The sequence below is a fragment of the Micromonospora sp. CNZ286 genome, assembly GCF_014207755.1.
On sequence record NZ_JACHIZ010000001.1, the window covers coordinates 3,917,165 to 3,930,911 of the forward strand.

The 13,747-nt window shown below is 72.3% G+C and carries 15 protein-coding genes; 3 read left to right on the forward strand and 12 right to left on the reverse strand.

The genetic code is table 11. From position 1 onward, the window contains the following. Window positions 1-16 precede the first annotated feature (16 nt). Window positions 17-637 carry a nuclear transport factor 2 family protein gene (locus FHX31_RS17715; protein WP_030268730.1) on the reverse strand — a complete coding sequence of 207 codons (621 nt, stop codon included), beginning with the start codon at window positions 635-637 and terminating at the stop codon, window positions 17-19. A gap of 293 nt (window positions 638-930) precedes the next feature. Between FHX31_RS17715 and FHX31_RS17720 the strand changes: the two genes are divergently transcribed. Then, the gene (locus FHX31_RS17720; RefSeq protein WP_013285664.1) at window positions 931-1,575 is read left to right on the forward strand and encodes a hypothetical protein; all 645 of its coding nucleotides are present in this window, start codon (window positions 931-933) and stop codon (window positions 1,573-1,575) included. A gap of 14 nt (window positions 1,576-1,589) precedes the next feature. Beyond that, complete coding sequence (locus FHX31_RS17725; RefSeq protein ID WP_091328765.1) at window positions 1,590-2,621, forward strand: hypothetical protein; 1,032 nt, start codon at window positions 1,590-1,592, stop codon at window positions 2,619-2,621. Window positions 2,622-2,699: 78 nt separating this feature from the next. On the opposite strand, the gene FHX31_RS17730 is transcribed toward FHX31_RS17725, so the two are convergent. From FHX31_RS17730 to FHX31_RS17760, 7 genes are all read right to left on the reverse strand, one after another. Continuing rightward, a complete protein-coding gene (locus FHX31_RS17730; protein WP_013285662.1) occupies window positions 2,700-3,083 on the reverse strand; it encodes a VOC family protein in 384 nt (127 codons plus the stop codon). Window positions 3,084-3,210: 127 nt separating this feature from the next. Then, window positions 3,211-4,620, reverse strand: coding sequence for a peroxidase family protein (locus FHX31_RS17735; RefSeq protein ID WP_225319672.1), 1,410 nt, complete (start codon window positions 4,618-4,620; stop codon window positions 3,211-3,213). Between the two features lie 215 nt (window positions 4,621-4,835). Continuing rightward, window positions 4,836-5,585, reverse strand: a complete 750-nt coding sequence (locus FHX31_RS17740; RefSeq protein ID WP_013285660.1) for an SDR family NAD(P)-dependent oxidoreductase — start codon at window positions 5,583-5,585, stop codon at window positions 4,836-4,838. After that, window positions 5,582-7,054, reverse strand: coding sequence for an MFS transporter (locus FHX31_RS17745; protein WP_091328766.1), 1,473 nt, complete (start codon window positions 7,052-7,054; stop codon window positions 5,582-5,584). Before FHX31_RS17745 ends, FHX31_RS17740 begins: the two co-directional genes overlap by 4 nt. 28 nt (window positions 7,055-7,082) lie before the next feature. Beyond that, complete coding sequence (locus tag FHX31_RS17750; RefSeq protein WP_091328769.1) at window positions 7,083-8,432, reverse strand: cytochrome P450; 1,350 nt, start codon at window positions 8,430-8,432, stop codon at window positions 7,083-7,085. A gap of 181 nt (window positions 8,433-8,613) precedes the next feature. Then, window positions 8,614-9,201, reverse strand: a complete 588-nt coding sequence (locus tag FHX31_RS17755) for a copper resistance CopC family protein (protein ID WP_013477257.1) — start codon at window positions 9,199-9,201, stop codon at window positions 8,614-8,616. A gap of 1 nt (window position 9,202) precedes the next feature. Beyond that, window positions 9,203-9,781, reverse strand: a complete 579-nt coding sequence (locus FHX31_RS17760) for a hypothetical protein (RefSeq protein ID WP_013285656.1) — start codon at window positions 9,779-9,781, stop codon at window positions 9,203-9,205. 240 nt (window positions 9,782-10,021) lie between these two features. On the opposite strand from FHX31_RS17760, the gene FHX31_RS17765 reads away from it, so the two are divergent. Continuing rightward, window positions 10,022-11,164: a carboxypeptidase-like regulatory domain-containing protein gene (locus FHX31_RS17765; protein WP_013477258.1), complete on the forward strand. Its 1,143-nt coding sequence runs from the start codon at window positions 10,022-10,024 to the stop codon at window positions 11,162-11,164. On the opposite strand, the gene FHX31_RS17770 is transcribed toward FHX31_RS17765, so the two are convergent. From FHX31_RS17770 to FHX31_RS17785, 4 genes are all read right to left on the reverse strand, one after another. After that, window positions 11,103-11,483, reverse strand: a complete 381-nt coding sequence (locus tag FHX31_RS17770; RefSeq protein WP_013285654.1) for a VOC family protein — start codon at window positions 11,481-11,483, stop codon at window positions 11,103-11,105. The two genes, FHX31_RS17765 and FHX31_RS17770, sit on opposite strands and share 62 nt — an antisense overlap. An 18-nt stretch (window positions 11,484-11,501) precedes the next feature. Further along, a complete protein-coding gene (locus FHX31_RS17775) occupies window positions 11,502-11,744 on the reverse strand; it encodes a DUF5988 family protein (RefSeq protein WP_013477259.1) in 243 nt (80 codons plus the stop codon). 199 nt (window positions 11,745-11,943) lie between these two features. Then, a complete protein-coding gene (locus tag FHX31_RS17780) occupies window positions 11,944-12,681 on the reverse strand; it encodes an ABC transporter permease (RefSeq protein ID WP_013285652.1) in 738 nt (245 codons plus the stop codon). Further along, window positions 12,678-13,619 (reverse strand): ABC transporter ATP-binding protein, encoded by a 942-nt coding sequence (locus FHX31_RS17785; RefSeq protein WP_013477260.1) that lies wholly within the window; start codon window positions 13,617-13,619, stop codon window positions 12,678-12,680. Before FHX31_RS17785 ends, FHX31_RS17780 begins: the two co-directional genes overlap by 4 nt. Window positions 13,620-13,747 lie beyond the last annotated feature (128 nt).

Genomic DNA, 13,747 nt, shown 5'->3' on the forward strand with positions numbered 1-13,747 from the left:
CCCGGCGGGTCCGGCGTCAGTCCCGGGCGGATGCGCCACCCGGTGCCGGCCGGGAGGCCGCCGCGCCGGCGGACGAGCCGGCGGTGCCCGACGTCGGCGGCGCAGTGGCCGGGCCCCCGGCGGGCGCGGAGGACCCGCCCGCCTCGGGGCCCAGCAGCTGCGCGGCGAGCGCCGCACCGTCGTAGTAGACGCGCCACCGGAAGATCCGCCCGTCCCGGAACTCGAAGGTCTCGGCCACCTCGGCCTTCACCAGCCGGTTGGTCGGCGGGACAGTGCCGCCCGGCACCTCCAGCGGGCCGGTCTGCAGACCTCCGCCGGCGTGCTCACTGGCCACCTTCTCGCCGTCGGCGATCAGGTTGGTGATGAACAGCCGCGCCTCGGGCAGCGCGGTCTTGGAGATCGAGAACCAGCGGCGCAGTCCGTCCGGCCCGCGGTAGATCTGCCCGGCCGGCACGTCGTGCAGTTCGAAATCGTCGGTGACGCTCTCCACGATGGAGTCGAGGTCACCCTGGTTGTACCACTCGAAAATCTGGTGGATGAGTCGGCTGTTGCGCTCCGGTGCGCCGGGGTCCCCGAATCCCAGCAGCCCACTGAGCAACGTCCGGAGTTGTTCGCCGAACACGCGCAGGTCATTCACGTGGCTCTCCTATTCTGCTGTGCCGCTCCTCCATTCGTACGGCCGCTGCGGTCATCGAACTTCTCGCAGCTTGCCGCGCTTTCCGGGCCGGACGCGGACGGCCGGCGGACGGCCGCGCAGCAAGGGGGAAGAAGCCGCACGGGCGGTGCGCACCTACCAATGGATGGAGATCGGTGTGCCACGTCTCCGAACGGAGATCGGTAAACGATTCTTCAAGTCGGCTGAGGAGCGGCCCCGCCGATCTTCCTGGGGAAGCGCCCGCCCACGGCCGCACAACTGTGAGGAAGGACAGAATGCCTGCACTGCTGCATTCCCACGAAGTCAGCCAACTTCTCGAACTGGTCCAGGACCAGCCTGGTTCCACCTCCGTCTTCCTCGACCTGCTCGGCCAGATCAAGGACCGGGTGGCCGCCGCCATCGACGCCGACCCCCTGGTCGCCGAGCGTCTGGGCGGCAACCGGCACCGGCTGATCGACATCGAGTTCCGCGAGGAGGAGCAGAAGGTCGCCGACGCCCAGGTGTCGGTCCGCCTCGCCGAGGCGGTCATCTACGACTACGACCGCAGCGTCCTCATCATCGCCGTGCTGGACCTGCGGGCCGGCGTGGTGGAGGCGATCGTCGAACGGCCGGGCATCCAGCCCGCGCTGACCGCGGAGGAGCGGGAGGAGGCGTACGAGCTGGTCGTCACCGACGACCGGTACGAGGCGCTGCGTGCCCGCGGCCCGGTCGACATGGTGGCCCTGCCGGCCCGGGCGGCCCAGATCGAGGAGAACCCCCGCTTCGGCCACCGGCTCTTCCAGCTCTACTTCTGGTCCCGCGGTGACGCGCCGGCCCGGGTCGGGCAGGCGGCGGTCGACCTGAGCACCCGCGAGGTCGTCCCGACCGACGAGGCGCGGGGCACCGCGTCGGGGCCGCAGACCCAGGCTCCCCACAACTGACGAGGAGACAACCAATGCCTGGCGGTTACATCACCCACGCCAACTGGACCTTCGGATACTCGATCAACACGATGCAGGGCACCGGGCTGCGGCTCGCCCACGCCCACTTCGACGGCCGACCCGTCCTGTTCCGGGGCGAGCTGGCCTTCACCCTGGTCGACCACGGCCCGACCCACGGCGTGGCCAAGAACGGCCTCGGCGCCCGGGGCGGCGGGTCGCCCCTGGTGCCGCTGCTGCCCACGGCGCCCAACGCGGCCGGGAGCGACCTGCCCCCGACGGCGATCGCCACCAACGACAGCCAGTACGACGCGGCCGCCAATCCGACGGGCGCGGTCCACGTCGAGCGGTACGGCCCCAGCGGCATCGAGCCGGCGAAGGTCGCCTTCTGGGCGAAGTTCCAGGCCGGTGACTACCAGTACGTGCACCGCTGGGAGCTCTTCGAGGACGGCGTCATCGCCGCCTCGGTGGGTGTCGGCGGGCGGCCGGCCGCCGGCCCGGTGGCGGGCCTGCCGCACACCCATCACCACTACTACCGGCTCGACCCGGACGTGGCGACGATCGGCGGGAACACCGTCCAGCTCGGCACCCGGGGCGGGGCCGCCGCGACCCAGTGGCAGAACGTGGCGCGTGGCGCCCACACCCTGGAGCCCGGCTCCCGGCTGCGGGTGGCGAGCGAGGCGCCCAAGCCCAACGGCCTGCTCCGTTCCTACGAGCTGCTGCCGGGGTCGAACATCGGCCCGGACGGCCGCACCAGCAGCGCCGACCTCTGGGTCGCGCCCTACCGGGGCAACCTGGACGACGGCTACGAGGTCGCCACCGACGACAGCGTTCTGACCTCGAGGTACGCGGCTGAGACGGGCGCCTCGGTGGGCGAGGAGAACGACGTCAGCCTGTGGTACGCGCTGCGGCAGCACGTCGAGCCGCGGACGGCGGGCGAGGAACACCGGATCGTGCCCTACCGCTTCACGGGCTTCCGGCTGGACCCGCGCGACTTCCTCGACGACACTCCGAACCGGCTGTACCGGACCTCACCGCCCTCGCCGTGAGGCGGGCGGCCTGATCCGAGGTCGAAAACAGGGGTGGGGCCCTCGGCGGCCCCACCCCGTCGTCGCGTCCCCGGACGGTCAGCCCGTCGGCGGCTTGAGCCGGTCGGGGGCCGGCTCCCACAGCTCGATCCGGTTGCCTTCGGGGTCGATCGCCCAGCCGAACCGGCCTTCCGGATAGTCCTCGGGCTCGGGGCTGACCTCCACGCCGGCGGCCCGCAGCTGCGCGAGCATCGCCGCCATGTCCCGGACGCGGAAGTTGAGCCGTACCGCCTGCCCGGTCTCCTCCTCGACGTCGGCGCCGTACGGCGCGAAGACGGTGGGGCCCTGCTCCTGCCACCAGTCCCGGTCCTCGTCCGGAGTGGGCGGTGGCGTGAGGCCGAGGTGGTCGACGTACCACTTCGTCATCGCCGTCGGGTCCTTGACCCGGAAGAAGAGACCACCGATGCCCGTCACACGTTCCACAGGGAACCTCCGTCTGATCCGCCCCGCACCCGACGGGGCCGGGCGCTCACGTCTCGTGCACTATGACTGTCAGTCATAGTGCACGAGACGCACGATCCACGCCAGCCGGACACGGGTGGGCGGGCCGTCAATCTCCGGAGCCGCGCCCAGCCGGCACCAGACCGGCGAACCGGAGCAGTTCCACCATGCCGAAGACACCGTTCTGACCGGCCAGAGTGGGTCGCCAGGCGGGGTAGGCGGAGCAGTACGACATCGGGTCTCCCTTCAGGATTCCCAGCAACACCTCCGCCACCAGCCGCCCGCCGACCGGGCCGAGCCGGTGCCCGCCGGTGAGCACCTCCGCCTCCTTCAGGATGTAGTACCAGAGGTAGGCGGGACCGTCGAAGTCCAGCAGCTCGTCGGAGAGCGGCACCTCTCCCATGGCGCGTGCGACGTCCTGGCCCGACGGCAGCTGCTGCGCCTCGCTGCGCAGCATGTTCCGCACGGCCAGCGAGCCGAGCGACTTCGCGAGCGCGCCCTCCTTCGCTCCCGGCACCGCGCTCACCGGCAGGTTGAGCAGCGCCGACGTGAGCGAGGCGCCGAACGCCTTGGCCCGCTGGGGTACCCGGTTCGGGTCGGTCCGGAAGAACAGCGACCAGTCGATCGAGTGCTCGGGCAGGATCCGCCCGCCCCGCAGGTCCGCCCGCGGGCTCGGGGGCGCGTTCCGGTCGGCCGGGAACAACGGCGCGCTGAACTTCTCGTTGATCTGGTAGCGGGGCAGGATCGTCGAGTGCATCACCCGGAACGCGGCGACCGCGAACTCCACCGGGATGTACGGCACCGGACGGGGGTCGTAGAAGCGCAGGCCGTTCTCGAAGATGTCGTCGACGATGTGCTGCCCGACGAAGAGCGGCAGGTACTCGTGCACCACGATCCACTGGAAGTGCCAGCGGACCAACTGCTGTGCCTTGTAGGTGAGTTCGTTGTAGTAGTTGTCGAGGGAGAGCAGATCGTCGAGCCGGCCGGCCGGCGCGTCACCCGGGGCCGCCGGTCGTGACCGGACCCGGTCGCCGACCGCGTCGGTGAGGCTGCCGTCGGCCAGCCCGTCCACCACGCGGTTGTGGAACTTGATGAACGCGAGGTGGATGTGGGCGATCAGCATGTTCTCGTCGTTGCGCGGGTCCCCGATCAGCGGCACCCCCTCGGCGGTCCGCGCGAAGTCGGTACCGCCCGGCCCGAGTACCAGTTTGGTGCCGTGCGACGCCTGGTCGTAGAGGTAGGGGTCGACTGTCGGCCCGGCGCCGTAGAGCGCGTCGAGGTCGAGCCGCGGCGGCCGGAACGCCTGGATGGCCTCCGGGTCGACCTGCTGGTTCAGGACGGTGGTGGGGTCGAAGGTGATGTTGTGGTCGATGAACTGGGCGAGGTAGACGAAGCCGGTGTCGACCGGGCCGAGCTTGTCCGGGGTGATCTCCCCAGCGTCCAGCCGGCCTCCCGGAAGCCCGTACTCCTCGGCCAGCGGCAGGCCGGTCGGGCGACGGGGCGGCAGGTTGGGAAACATCCGGCCGAACCGGCCGTGCTGTGCGGTGTTCCCCGGGGGAACGTGGAGGCCGCGGTGCTGTGTGACGCCGTGACGCATGGCAGTCCCTTCATGAGGCTGACGCGAAGGGGCGCGACACCTGGTCGCGCCCCTTCGCCATTGATAGCCACCGTCGGGTGCCGGGGTCTTCTCCCGGCTTGCGGATCCGCCACGCAGCCGCGGACGCGCCCGGCCGCTCAGCCGGCGAGGAAGCCGCCGTCCACGGCGAGCACCGCGCCGGTCACGTAGCTCGCCTCGGCCGAGGCGAGGAAGACGGCCGCGCCGACCAGGTCCTCCGGCTCCGCCACCCGGCCGATCGGGATCCGCTGGGCCAGCATGGCCTGGACCTCGGGGGCCTGCAGGAGCGGCTCCATCATCGGCGTCCGGGTCGCTCCGGGGATCAGCTCGTTGACCCGTACGCCCTGCGGGGCGAACTCGGCGGCCCAGCTCACCGTCAGCATGTGCAGCGCCGCCTTCGCGGCGGCGTACACCGCACCGCCCGGAGAGCCCCGGTGGGCGCCCGCGGTGGTCACGTTGACGACCGACCCGCCGCGCTCCACGAGGGACGGCAGAGCGGCCCGGGTGACGAACAGCGGCGCCTTGAAGTTGATCGCCAGGACCTCGTCGACGTTCTCCTCGGTCACCTGGCCGGCGGTGCCCATGCTCATCACGCCGGCGTTGTTCACGACGACGTCGACCCCGCCGTGGCTGTCCAGCACCGCCCGCACCAGCCGGCCGGCCTCACCGGGCCGGGACAGGTCCGCGAGGACCGCCTCGGCCCGCCCTCCGGCGGCCGAGATCCGCTCGACCACGGCGTCGGCGCGTTCCTTGTCCCGGCCGTGCACGACCACAGTGGCGCCCTCGGCCGCGTATCCCGCGGCGATGGCCCGGCCGATGCCGGAGGTGGAGCCGGTGACCAGCGCTACTCTTCCCTCGAGACGGTTCATGACGGCACTCCGATCGACGTGTGGTCCGGGCTGTCGGTCCGGTCCGGCGACGCAGCGGGTCGCGGCGGCCGGATGACGAGGGTGAGCAACGCGGCGGCGACGAGGATCACGGCCGCGACCTGGAAGGCGAGCACCGTGCCGCCGATGGCGGCGGCGTCCTCGCCGGCGCCGTCGGAGACCATCTGCCGCGACCTCAGCCCCGCGAGACTGACCAGCAGCGCCAGGCCGACGGCACCGCCGATCTGCTGGGCGACGGTCAGCATCCCCGAGCCGAGGCCGGCGTCCTCGGCGGTGGTGGCGGACATCGCGGCGGTGGCGAGGACCGGCACGGCGAGCCCGGCGCCCAGCGCGACGAGCATCATGCCGGGCAGGATGTCCGGCAGGTAGCGTTCGGTCCCGTCGATCCAGGACAGGTAGAGCAGTCCGGCCGCGGTGAGCAGCGGTCCCACGAGCAGCACCGGCCGGGGGCCGAGGCGCCCGACCAGGCGCTGCGAGAGCGAGATGCCGATCAGCAGGCACACGGCCATTGGTACGTACGCCAGGCCGGTCTGCAGCGGCGACCAGCCCAGGCGCTCCTGGACGTGCAGGGTGAGCAGGAAGAACATCGCGAACAGGCCGGTGGTGAAGAGCATCATGGTGCCGTTCGCCGCGCTGCGCGTGCGGTTGGCGAAGAACCGCAACGGCACGAGCGGGTACGCGACCCTGCGTTCCTGGAGCACGAACGCCGCGAGCAGCACCACGGCCACCACCAGGGGAACGAGCGCGCGAGGGCTGCCCCAGCCGGCGCCGGGCGCCTCCAGCAGCGCGAACACCAGGGCGGCGAGGCCGACCGTGGCGGTGACCGCGCCCGGGATGTCGACCCGTTGGCGAGCGGCCGTCGCGGCGGGCGGAACCAGTGCCGGCACCAGCGCGAGCACGACGGCCGCCACCGGCAGGTTGATCAGGAAGACCAGCCGCCAGGAGACCAGGTCGGTGAGCAGACCGGACAGCACGTAGCCGACGATTCCGCCGAGGGCGGCGATGCCGCCCCAGAGGCCGATGGCCTTGGCCCGCTCCGCGCCCTCCGCGAAGATCAGGGTGATCAGGGCGAGCGCGGTCGGCGAGGCCAGCGCGCCGCCGACGCCCTGGAGGAACCGTGCCGCCACCAACTGCCAGGGCTCCTGCGCGACGCCGCAGGCGAGCGACGCCACGGCGAAGACGGCCACACCGGCGAGGAACACCCGACGGTGCCCGACCAGGTCCCCGGCACGTCCACCGAGCAGGATCAGGCCGCCGAAGGCCAGCAGGTAGCCGTTGACCACCCAGGCCAGGCCGGTGGCCGAGTAACCGAGGTCCTCGCGGATGGACGGCAGCGCGACGTTCACCACCGTGTCGTCCACGACCAGCATGAACTGCACGAAGCAGAGCAGTGTCAGCGCCCACCAGCGCCGGCGTACGGGTGAACGGGGCTCATCGGCCGCAACGGCCATGTCTCCTCCTGGGTTAGTGCACGACGTCTCACGTGCGGCGTGACTCGACGACCATGGGCAGGCTGTTGGGCAGGCCGCCCTTGGCGACCGACGGCTTCACGACGTGACCGGGCACGGGCCGCAGGCGCAGCCGGCGGACGAGCGTGGCGAACACGACGAGCATCTCGGTCATGGCGAACTGCTCGCCGATGCAGATGTAGCGGCCGGAACCGAACGGCAGGAACGCGTTGCGGGGCACCTCTGCCGCACGTTCCGGCAGCCACCGGTCCGGGTCGAACCGGAGCGGATCGCGGTAGATCCGGGGGTCGCGGTGGATCGCCTGCGGGCTGAACATGATGGTCGCGCCGGCCGGCAGGGCGTACCCGCCGAGTTCGACGGCCCGGGTCGTCTGGCGGGTCAGCACCCACATCGCGTACAGCCGCAGCACCTCGCTGAGGAAGCGCCGGGTGTACTCGAGCTTCGGCAGGTCGGCCGCGGTGACCGGCCGGTCGCTGAGCACGTCCGTCAGCTCCTCGTGCAGCCGGCGCTCGACGTCCTCCCGCTGGCCCAGCTCGTACGCCGCCCACACCAGGGCACCGTTCGTGGTCTCGGTCGCGGCGGTGGCGATGGTCATCACCTCGGCGTGGACCTGCAGGTCCGGCATCGGCTCGCCGGTGTCCTCGTCACGGGCCGCGAGCAGCATCGACAGCACGTCCCCGTGGTCGACACCGTCGCGCCGGTACGCCTGGATCATCCGGTCGATGATCTGGTGCAGCCGGTGCAGCGCCCGGTCGAAGCGGCGGTTGCCCGGGGTGGGAAGGGCCGCGAGGGCCGGCATCATGGTGCGGACGGCCACGCCGCTCACCGCGATCGGGATCGACGTGCGGAACTCCTCGACCGCCTCGCGCCCGATGTCGGAGGCGAACAGCGCCTTCGCCGCGACGGTGAGGGCGATCTCGCGCATCTCCTGTTCCATCACGATCCGGTCGCCGTCGCGCCAGCCGGCGATCCGCTCGCCGGCGATGGCGCGCATGACGTCGACGTAACCCGCGACGCGTTCCTTGTGGAACGCGGGCTGCATGAGGCGGCGCTGGCGGTGGTTGAAGTCGCCGGTCGAGCACGAGATGCCGTTGCCGAGCACGAGCTTCGCCTTCTCGACCAGAGGGCCCTTGCCGGCGAAGGCCGGGGCGTCGGTGACCAGCACGCGGCGCAGCAGGTCGGCGTCGTTGACCACGTAGACCGGTTTGCGGCCGAGGTAGATCCGGACCACCGGCGCGGTGTCCCGGGCGCGCTCCATCAGCCGGAGTCCCTGGCTCATCAGCAGCGGTGCGTGCCCGGCTATGGGCAACCGGCCGGGCAGCACCGGCACCTCTGGCTTCGTCGTGTCTGCGGCGACCATCGGATCCTCCCCGGCGGTTCGCGCCCCACCCGGCTGGCAGCGCCGGCCGGGATGCACCGCGGGCGAGCGGCGATCAGCCGACGGGACGGCGGCGCACGGAATCCGTCGCCGCCCGACGCCCTCTATGACTAACAGTCATAGTGGAGTATGACTATCAGTCAGTGCAACCCCGGCGCGCCGTTCACCTGCCGGGCGAGGGGTCGTCCCGCCGGCGCCGGTGGAGCAGCCGCAGTCCGACGACCAGCAGCACCAGCAGGTCGGCCCCGAGCAGCACGAGCACCCACGGCTCGGCCGACGCGCCGTGCGAGTGCCCGCCCCCCGCCGGATCGACCTGGACACGCGGATCGGGCCGGTCGCCGACGACTGCCGGCGGCGCGTCCCCACGTACGTCGAACCGGATCGTGCCGGCCAGCTCACGGCCGGCGCCGAACTCCGCGTGATAGGCCACCAGGTACGTCCCCTCGCCGGCCGGCGGCACGGCGATGCTGACCTGGCGTCCACGAACGACCGGGCGGCCGACCTGCGGCGCGATCCCGGGCGCGGCGACCGAGAGGTGCGTCCCGGAGCCGGCCGGCGGACGGTCGAAGGTGAGCGTGACCGAGGACGGCGGCCGGCCGACGACCGCCCGGTCCGCGGGCGCCGCGGAGACCATCCGGACCGGTGCCGCGGCGGACAGGATGCTCAACAGCGGTACGCCGAGCGCGAGCGCCGCCACCGCCGCACCGGCCGCCCAGCCCGTGCGGGCCGGCCGGGCGGCGGGGACGGGCACGTCAGGCCCCCGCGGGAGCGGGACGACGACAGCTGCACCGCATCAGTGCCCGCTCGTGCCACGTCGGACGCAGGTGCAAGCCGATCGCGATCACCATCGGCGCGAAGACCACGGCGTTGTAGAACAGGTGCAGCTCGACGCGCGGGAACACGACCTGGGCGAGGCTGGTCGGCACCGGGCGACCCAGCAGGTACTGACCGGTGAGCGACTGGACGAGCAGCAGCAGGTGCTCCAGGTGGTGCCACACCTGCACGCCGAGGGCGATGCCCCACCACAGCCGGGCGCGGCCGACGAAACCGTCCCGCAGCAGCCAGAAGCCGGCGAGCATCACCAGGGCGTATCCGTAGTGCAGCCACTCCGACTCGATCAGCCACGGGAAGGGCATGCCCAGCAGACCACGGGCGTCGGGCCGGCTCCAGCCCAGGATCCAGATCTGCGCGGCCTGCACGAGGTGCTCGGCCCAGTGGGCCAGCACGACGAACGTGAACACGTTGATCGCGGCGCGGTGCCAACTGGTGTTCCACGCCGTGACGAGCGACGTGGGGTTCACCGGCTGGAGCCGCCGAGGACGGTCGGACATCGGGCCTCCGGGGATCGGCGCTGACGGCGTGGCCGTAGCGGTCGGACGGCTTCGACGGTAGGAGCGGACCGGGTCCGGAACCTCTTCCCGCTTGCGGTCCGTCCCGGCCGGACGGTCCCGGCCCGTGCGGGCTGCCGGCCGGCCGCCGGAGGCGGGTCGCGCGGCCGGCGCCGGACCGGGCATAGTGGCCCGCGGCGCCATCGACCGGCGTCGCCGGCTCGGGGGAAGAGGTGGTGGGGAGTGACGACGCGCTCACGTGTCCGGCTGGCCCGGGCGGCCGCACTGGTGGCGCTGGCCGGAGGGACGCTCGCGGTGGCGGCGGCACCGGCGACGGCCGCGCCGGAGACGGTGAGCATCCTGAGCGTGTCGGCGGAGAACGTGAAACCCCGCGAGACGGTACGTGTGCAGTTCCGCGTCACCAACGACGGACGCCGCGCCGAGACGGCGATCGTGGTGGTGGGCGGCGGCCTGCGGTGCGCCACCGGCTGCCGGGCGGAGCCGAATCTCCGGCCCGGTCAGAGCCGGACCTTCGACGCGACACTCGTGGCCCCTGACGCTCGCCCGGGCGAGACCACCGGCCTCAACATCTCGGTCGGCGTGCGGCTCGCCGGGCAGAACAGCTACGCGTACAAGATGGTCTACGTCCACGGGCCGGGCGCCTCGCCCTCCGGCGAGGCCGAGCCGGCGGCGGGGGTGAGGGGGGTCTCCGGCCGGGTCGGCGACGCCGACGAAAAGGCCATCGGCGGGGCGGATCTGACCATCCGGGACAGTGCCGGCCACGAGTACCGGACGACCAGCGACCGCAGCGGCCGGTTCTCGATCACGTCCAGGGCAGGCAGGACGATCGCCGAGGGATCCATCACGGTCCGCGCGACCATGGACGGCTACCGCACCGCCCGCGCGACCGTACGGGGCCGGGCCGGCGACGTCGCGACCGTACGGTTGACCCTCTCCGCGGTGCCGGCGCCGACCACGACGTCGCCGTCGCCCACCGCGGAGGCGAGCCCTCTCGCCGAGGCGGCTGACGACGGCGCCCCCGCGGCCGCGCCGCCCACACTCACGGCCACCGGCGACGAGGGCGGCAGTACGTCGATGTTCCTGCTGGGCGGCCTGCTGGTCGCCGCGGGCCTGGGCGCGCTCGCACTGGTGATGGTGCGGCGCAGGAGCGCACCGGGCGCGGAGGCGGAGGCGGCCGCTCTCCCGGCGGCCCGGCTGCCGGCCGGCGGAGACCTGGCCGACGCGCCGACCGCGATCCTGCACATCGGGCCGGCCGGCGGAAGCCCGGCTGTCCCGGGTCCGCCGGGGCGCGCGAAGGCTCGCCCTACGCCGTCCGCTGCGGGCCGACGACGCTCCAGCAGAGGCCGGCAGGGTCGCGCAACATGACCTGGTGCGACGGGGCAGCCGGCGGCTCGAGGTGGGCGCCCGCGGCCACCGCCCGCCGCAGCACCGACTCGGGGTCCGTCCGCTCGATGGTCAACACCTCGTCACGGTCTGCGGCCACCGACGGGTCGCCCGCCTCCCACCACTCGCTCACGGTCAGGTGATGGCCGCCGACGGCCAGTTCCGCGTGCACGACATGCCCGTCGAGCAGGCACTCCCGTTGGATGGCCACGGCGTCGAAGACGTCCGTGTAGAAGGCGATCGCCTCGCTTGTGTCGCTGACCGTCAGGTGCGGTCCCGTACGCTGGTCCTGTGCCCGCATGAGACTGCTGTCCCTTCGCTACTCGGCGATCCGGGTCCGACCGGTCCAGCGGAAGACCACCGGCTCGACCGCCGCGGCGGCGTTGCCCCGCTCGAAGTGCTCGTACCCGCCGTAGTACAGGATCTTGATCTTCTTCTCGGCCGTGGAAACCCGACGGCTGCGCAGGTCGGCCGGCAGGTCGGCCGGGCCGCCCTCCAGGACGACGTCGATGACGCCGGCGGCGTCCCGGGCGACCGGATCAGCTTGCGAAACGTCCTTCATGGCACGACCTCCGTCGCATTCCGCACACCTTACGAGCCGCTACAGGGGCGACGGCGGCTCGGTCCACACAGGTCCAACGACACCCGATGCCGGGTGAACCGAACGTAGTGCAGATCACATTTCGCCGGCACCCTTAGCGCACCCCTAGATACGCCCTGGGCAGCGACGATGCCCAGACCAGCCCTGTCGGGCGGCGGGCTCACTCCCAGCGGAAGAAGCGCGTCGCCCCCAGGGAGGCGACGGCGGCCGTGACGGCCAGGGCGATCAGCTGCGGCAGTTCGGGGTCGGCGCCCGCCCACGCCGCGCCGATGGTGTCGACCGTCGCGCCGAGCGGCGAGTAGTCGGCGACGACGGCCAGGGCACTCGGCATCCGGTCGCGGGGCAACCAGGCACCGGCCAGGAAGAGCAGCGGGAAGAACAGCGCGGGGCCGATCGACTGTGCCGCCCTGGCCGACGGCGCCAGCGCCGCGATCAGCAGGCCGACGGCGAACAGACACGCGACCCCGAGGAGGAAGGCCAGCACGAACCCGGGCAGGTTGGCCGGCGCCGGCTGGTCCAGCAGGAACCGCACGGCGATCGCGGTGACCACCGCACCGAGCACGCCCATCACGAGGTTGACCACGACCTGGGCGACCAGCAGCAGCGCGGGCTGCACCGGGGTCGTCGCCAGACGGCGCAGGATCCGGCGTTCCCGGTAGATGCCCAGCGCCATCGGCAGGGTGAAGAGCGCGAGCATGCCGATGGTGAGAGCCAGCGCGAGCGACGGCAGGAACGTCTGCTCGGCGTGCTGCCCGGTGTCGGCGGCCGTACCGGCACGCTGCGGCAGGCCGAAGACGAGCATCAGGCCGATCGGCAGGGCGAAGACGAAGAACAACGACACGGGCTCCCGGAGGAACAGCTTCGTCTCGACGGCGATCAGCTTGGACAGGGCGCTCACGACGACCTCCCGTCGGTCGGGGACTGCGCGGCGGTCCGGCCGCCACGGCCGGTCAGGGCGACGAAGGCGTCGTCGAGGCTGGGCTGCTCGACCCGCAGGTCCGTGTAGGTTGTTCCGCGCCCGTTGAGCGCTGACAGGACCGACTGGAGCACGTCCTTCGTGCCGGTCACCGTCACCTCCGCGCCGTAGCGGCTGACCCCGGTCACGTCGGGCGAGGCGAGCAGCAGGGCGTCCTCGACCGGCTCCGCCGGGCGGAAGTGCACCCGGTGCTCGCTGCCGACGCGGGCGAGCAGGCCAGCGGGGCTGTCGATGGCCACCACCCGCCCCTTGTCGATGATCGCGATCCGGTCACAGAGTCGTTGCGCCTCCTCCATGAAGTGGGTGACCAGCACGACGGTGACGCCGCGGTCGCGAATCCGCTCGACGAGATCCCAGGTGTCCCGGCGGCCCTGCGGGTCGAGGCCCGTGGTCAGCTCGTCGAGGATGGCGATCTCCGGCCTGCCCACCAGCGCCAGGGCCACCGACAGTCGCTGCTTCTGCCCGCCGGAGAGCTTCTGGAAGTAGGTGTTGCGCTGCTCGGCCAGGCCGAGGTCGGTCAGCAGCTCGTCGATGTCGGCCCGGTTGCGGTAGAAGGACCGGTAAAGGTCCAGCGCCTCCCGCACCCGCACCTTGTCCGGCAGCTGGCTCTCCTGGAGCTGGGCGCCGACGCGCTGGCGCACCTCGGTGCGGTCGCGCACCGGGTCCAGCCCGAACACCCGGACGGTCCCGCCGTCGGGACGGCGCAACCCCTGCACGCACTCCACCGTGGTCGTCTTGCCGGCGCCGTTCGGGCCGAGGACGCCGAAGATCTCGCCCTGCTCGACGGTGAAGGAAACGTCGTCGACCGCGACCTTCTCGCCGTACCGCTTCTGCAGATGATCGACCTCGATGACCGGCATCTGGGGTGGTCCTCCTTCATGTGCGGTTTGCCGTCGGAAAGGGCGGACCCCTCGGCTGATCGCGGCGTCGGTTCGCGGGAACGGGCCGGACCCGGGCCGACCGACGCCCGACATCATCCGCGCAACCG

What these genes read in the sequence shown, in the direction of transcription:
- FHX31_RS17725 (WP_091328765.1), top strand. Translation starts at nt 1,590, where the DNA reads ATGCCTGGCGGTTACATCACCCACGCCAACTGGACCTTCGGATACTCG.
- FHX31_RS17750 (WP_091328769.1), bottom strand. Translation starts at nt 8,432, where the DNA reads ATGGTCGCCGCAGACACGACGAAGCCAGAGGTGCCGGTGCTGCCCGGC.
- FHX31_RS17720 (WP_013285664.1), top strand. Translation starts at nt 931, where the DNA reads ATGCCTGCACTGCTGCATTCCCACGAAGTCAGCCAACTTCTCGAACTG.
- FHX31_RS17740 (WP_013285660.1), bottom strand. Translation starts at nt 5,585, where the DNA reads ATGAACCGTCTCGAGGGAAGAGTAGCGCTGGTCACCGGCTCCACCTCC.
- FHX31_RS17745 (WP_091328766.1), bottom strand. Translation starts at nt 7,054, where the DNA reads ATGGCCGTTGCGGCCGATGAGCCCCGTTCACCCGTACGCCGGCGCTGG.
- FHX31_RS17735 (WP_225319672.1), bottom strand. Translation starts at nt 4,620, where the DNA reads ATGTTTCCCAACCTGCCGCCCCGTCGCCCGACCGGCCTGCCGCTGGCC.
- FHX31_RS17785 (WP_013477260.1), bottom strand. Translation starts at nt 13,619, where the DNA reads ATGCCGGTCATCGAGGTCGATCATCTGCAGAAGCGGTACGGCGAGAAG.
- FHX31_RS17760 (WP_013285656.1), bottom strand. Translation starts at nt 9,781, where the DNA reads ATGTCCGACCGTCCTCGGCGGCTCCAGCCGGTGAACCCCACGTCGCTC.
- FHX31_RS17770 (WP_013285654.1), bottom strand. Translation starts at nt 11,483, where the DNA reads ATGCGGGCACAGGACCAGCGTACGGGACCGCACCTGACGGTCAGCGAC.
- FHX31_RS17775 (WP_013477259.1), bottom strand. Translation starts at nt 11,744, where the DNA reads ATGAAGGACGTTTCGCAAGCTGATCCGGTCGCCCGGGACGCCGCCGGC.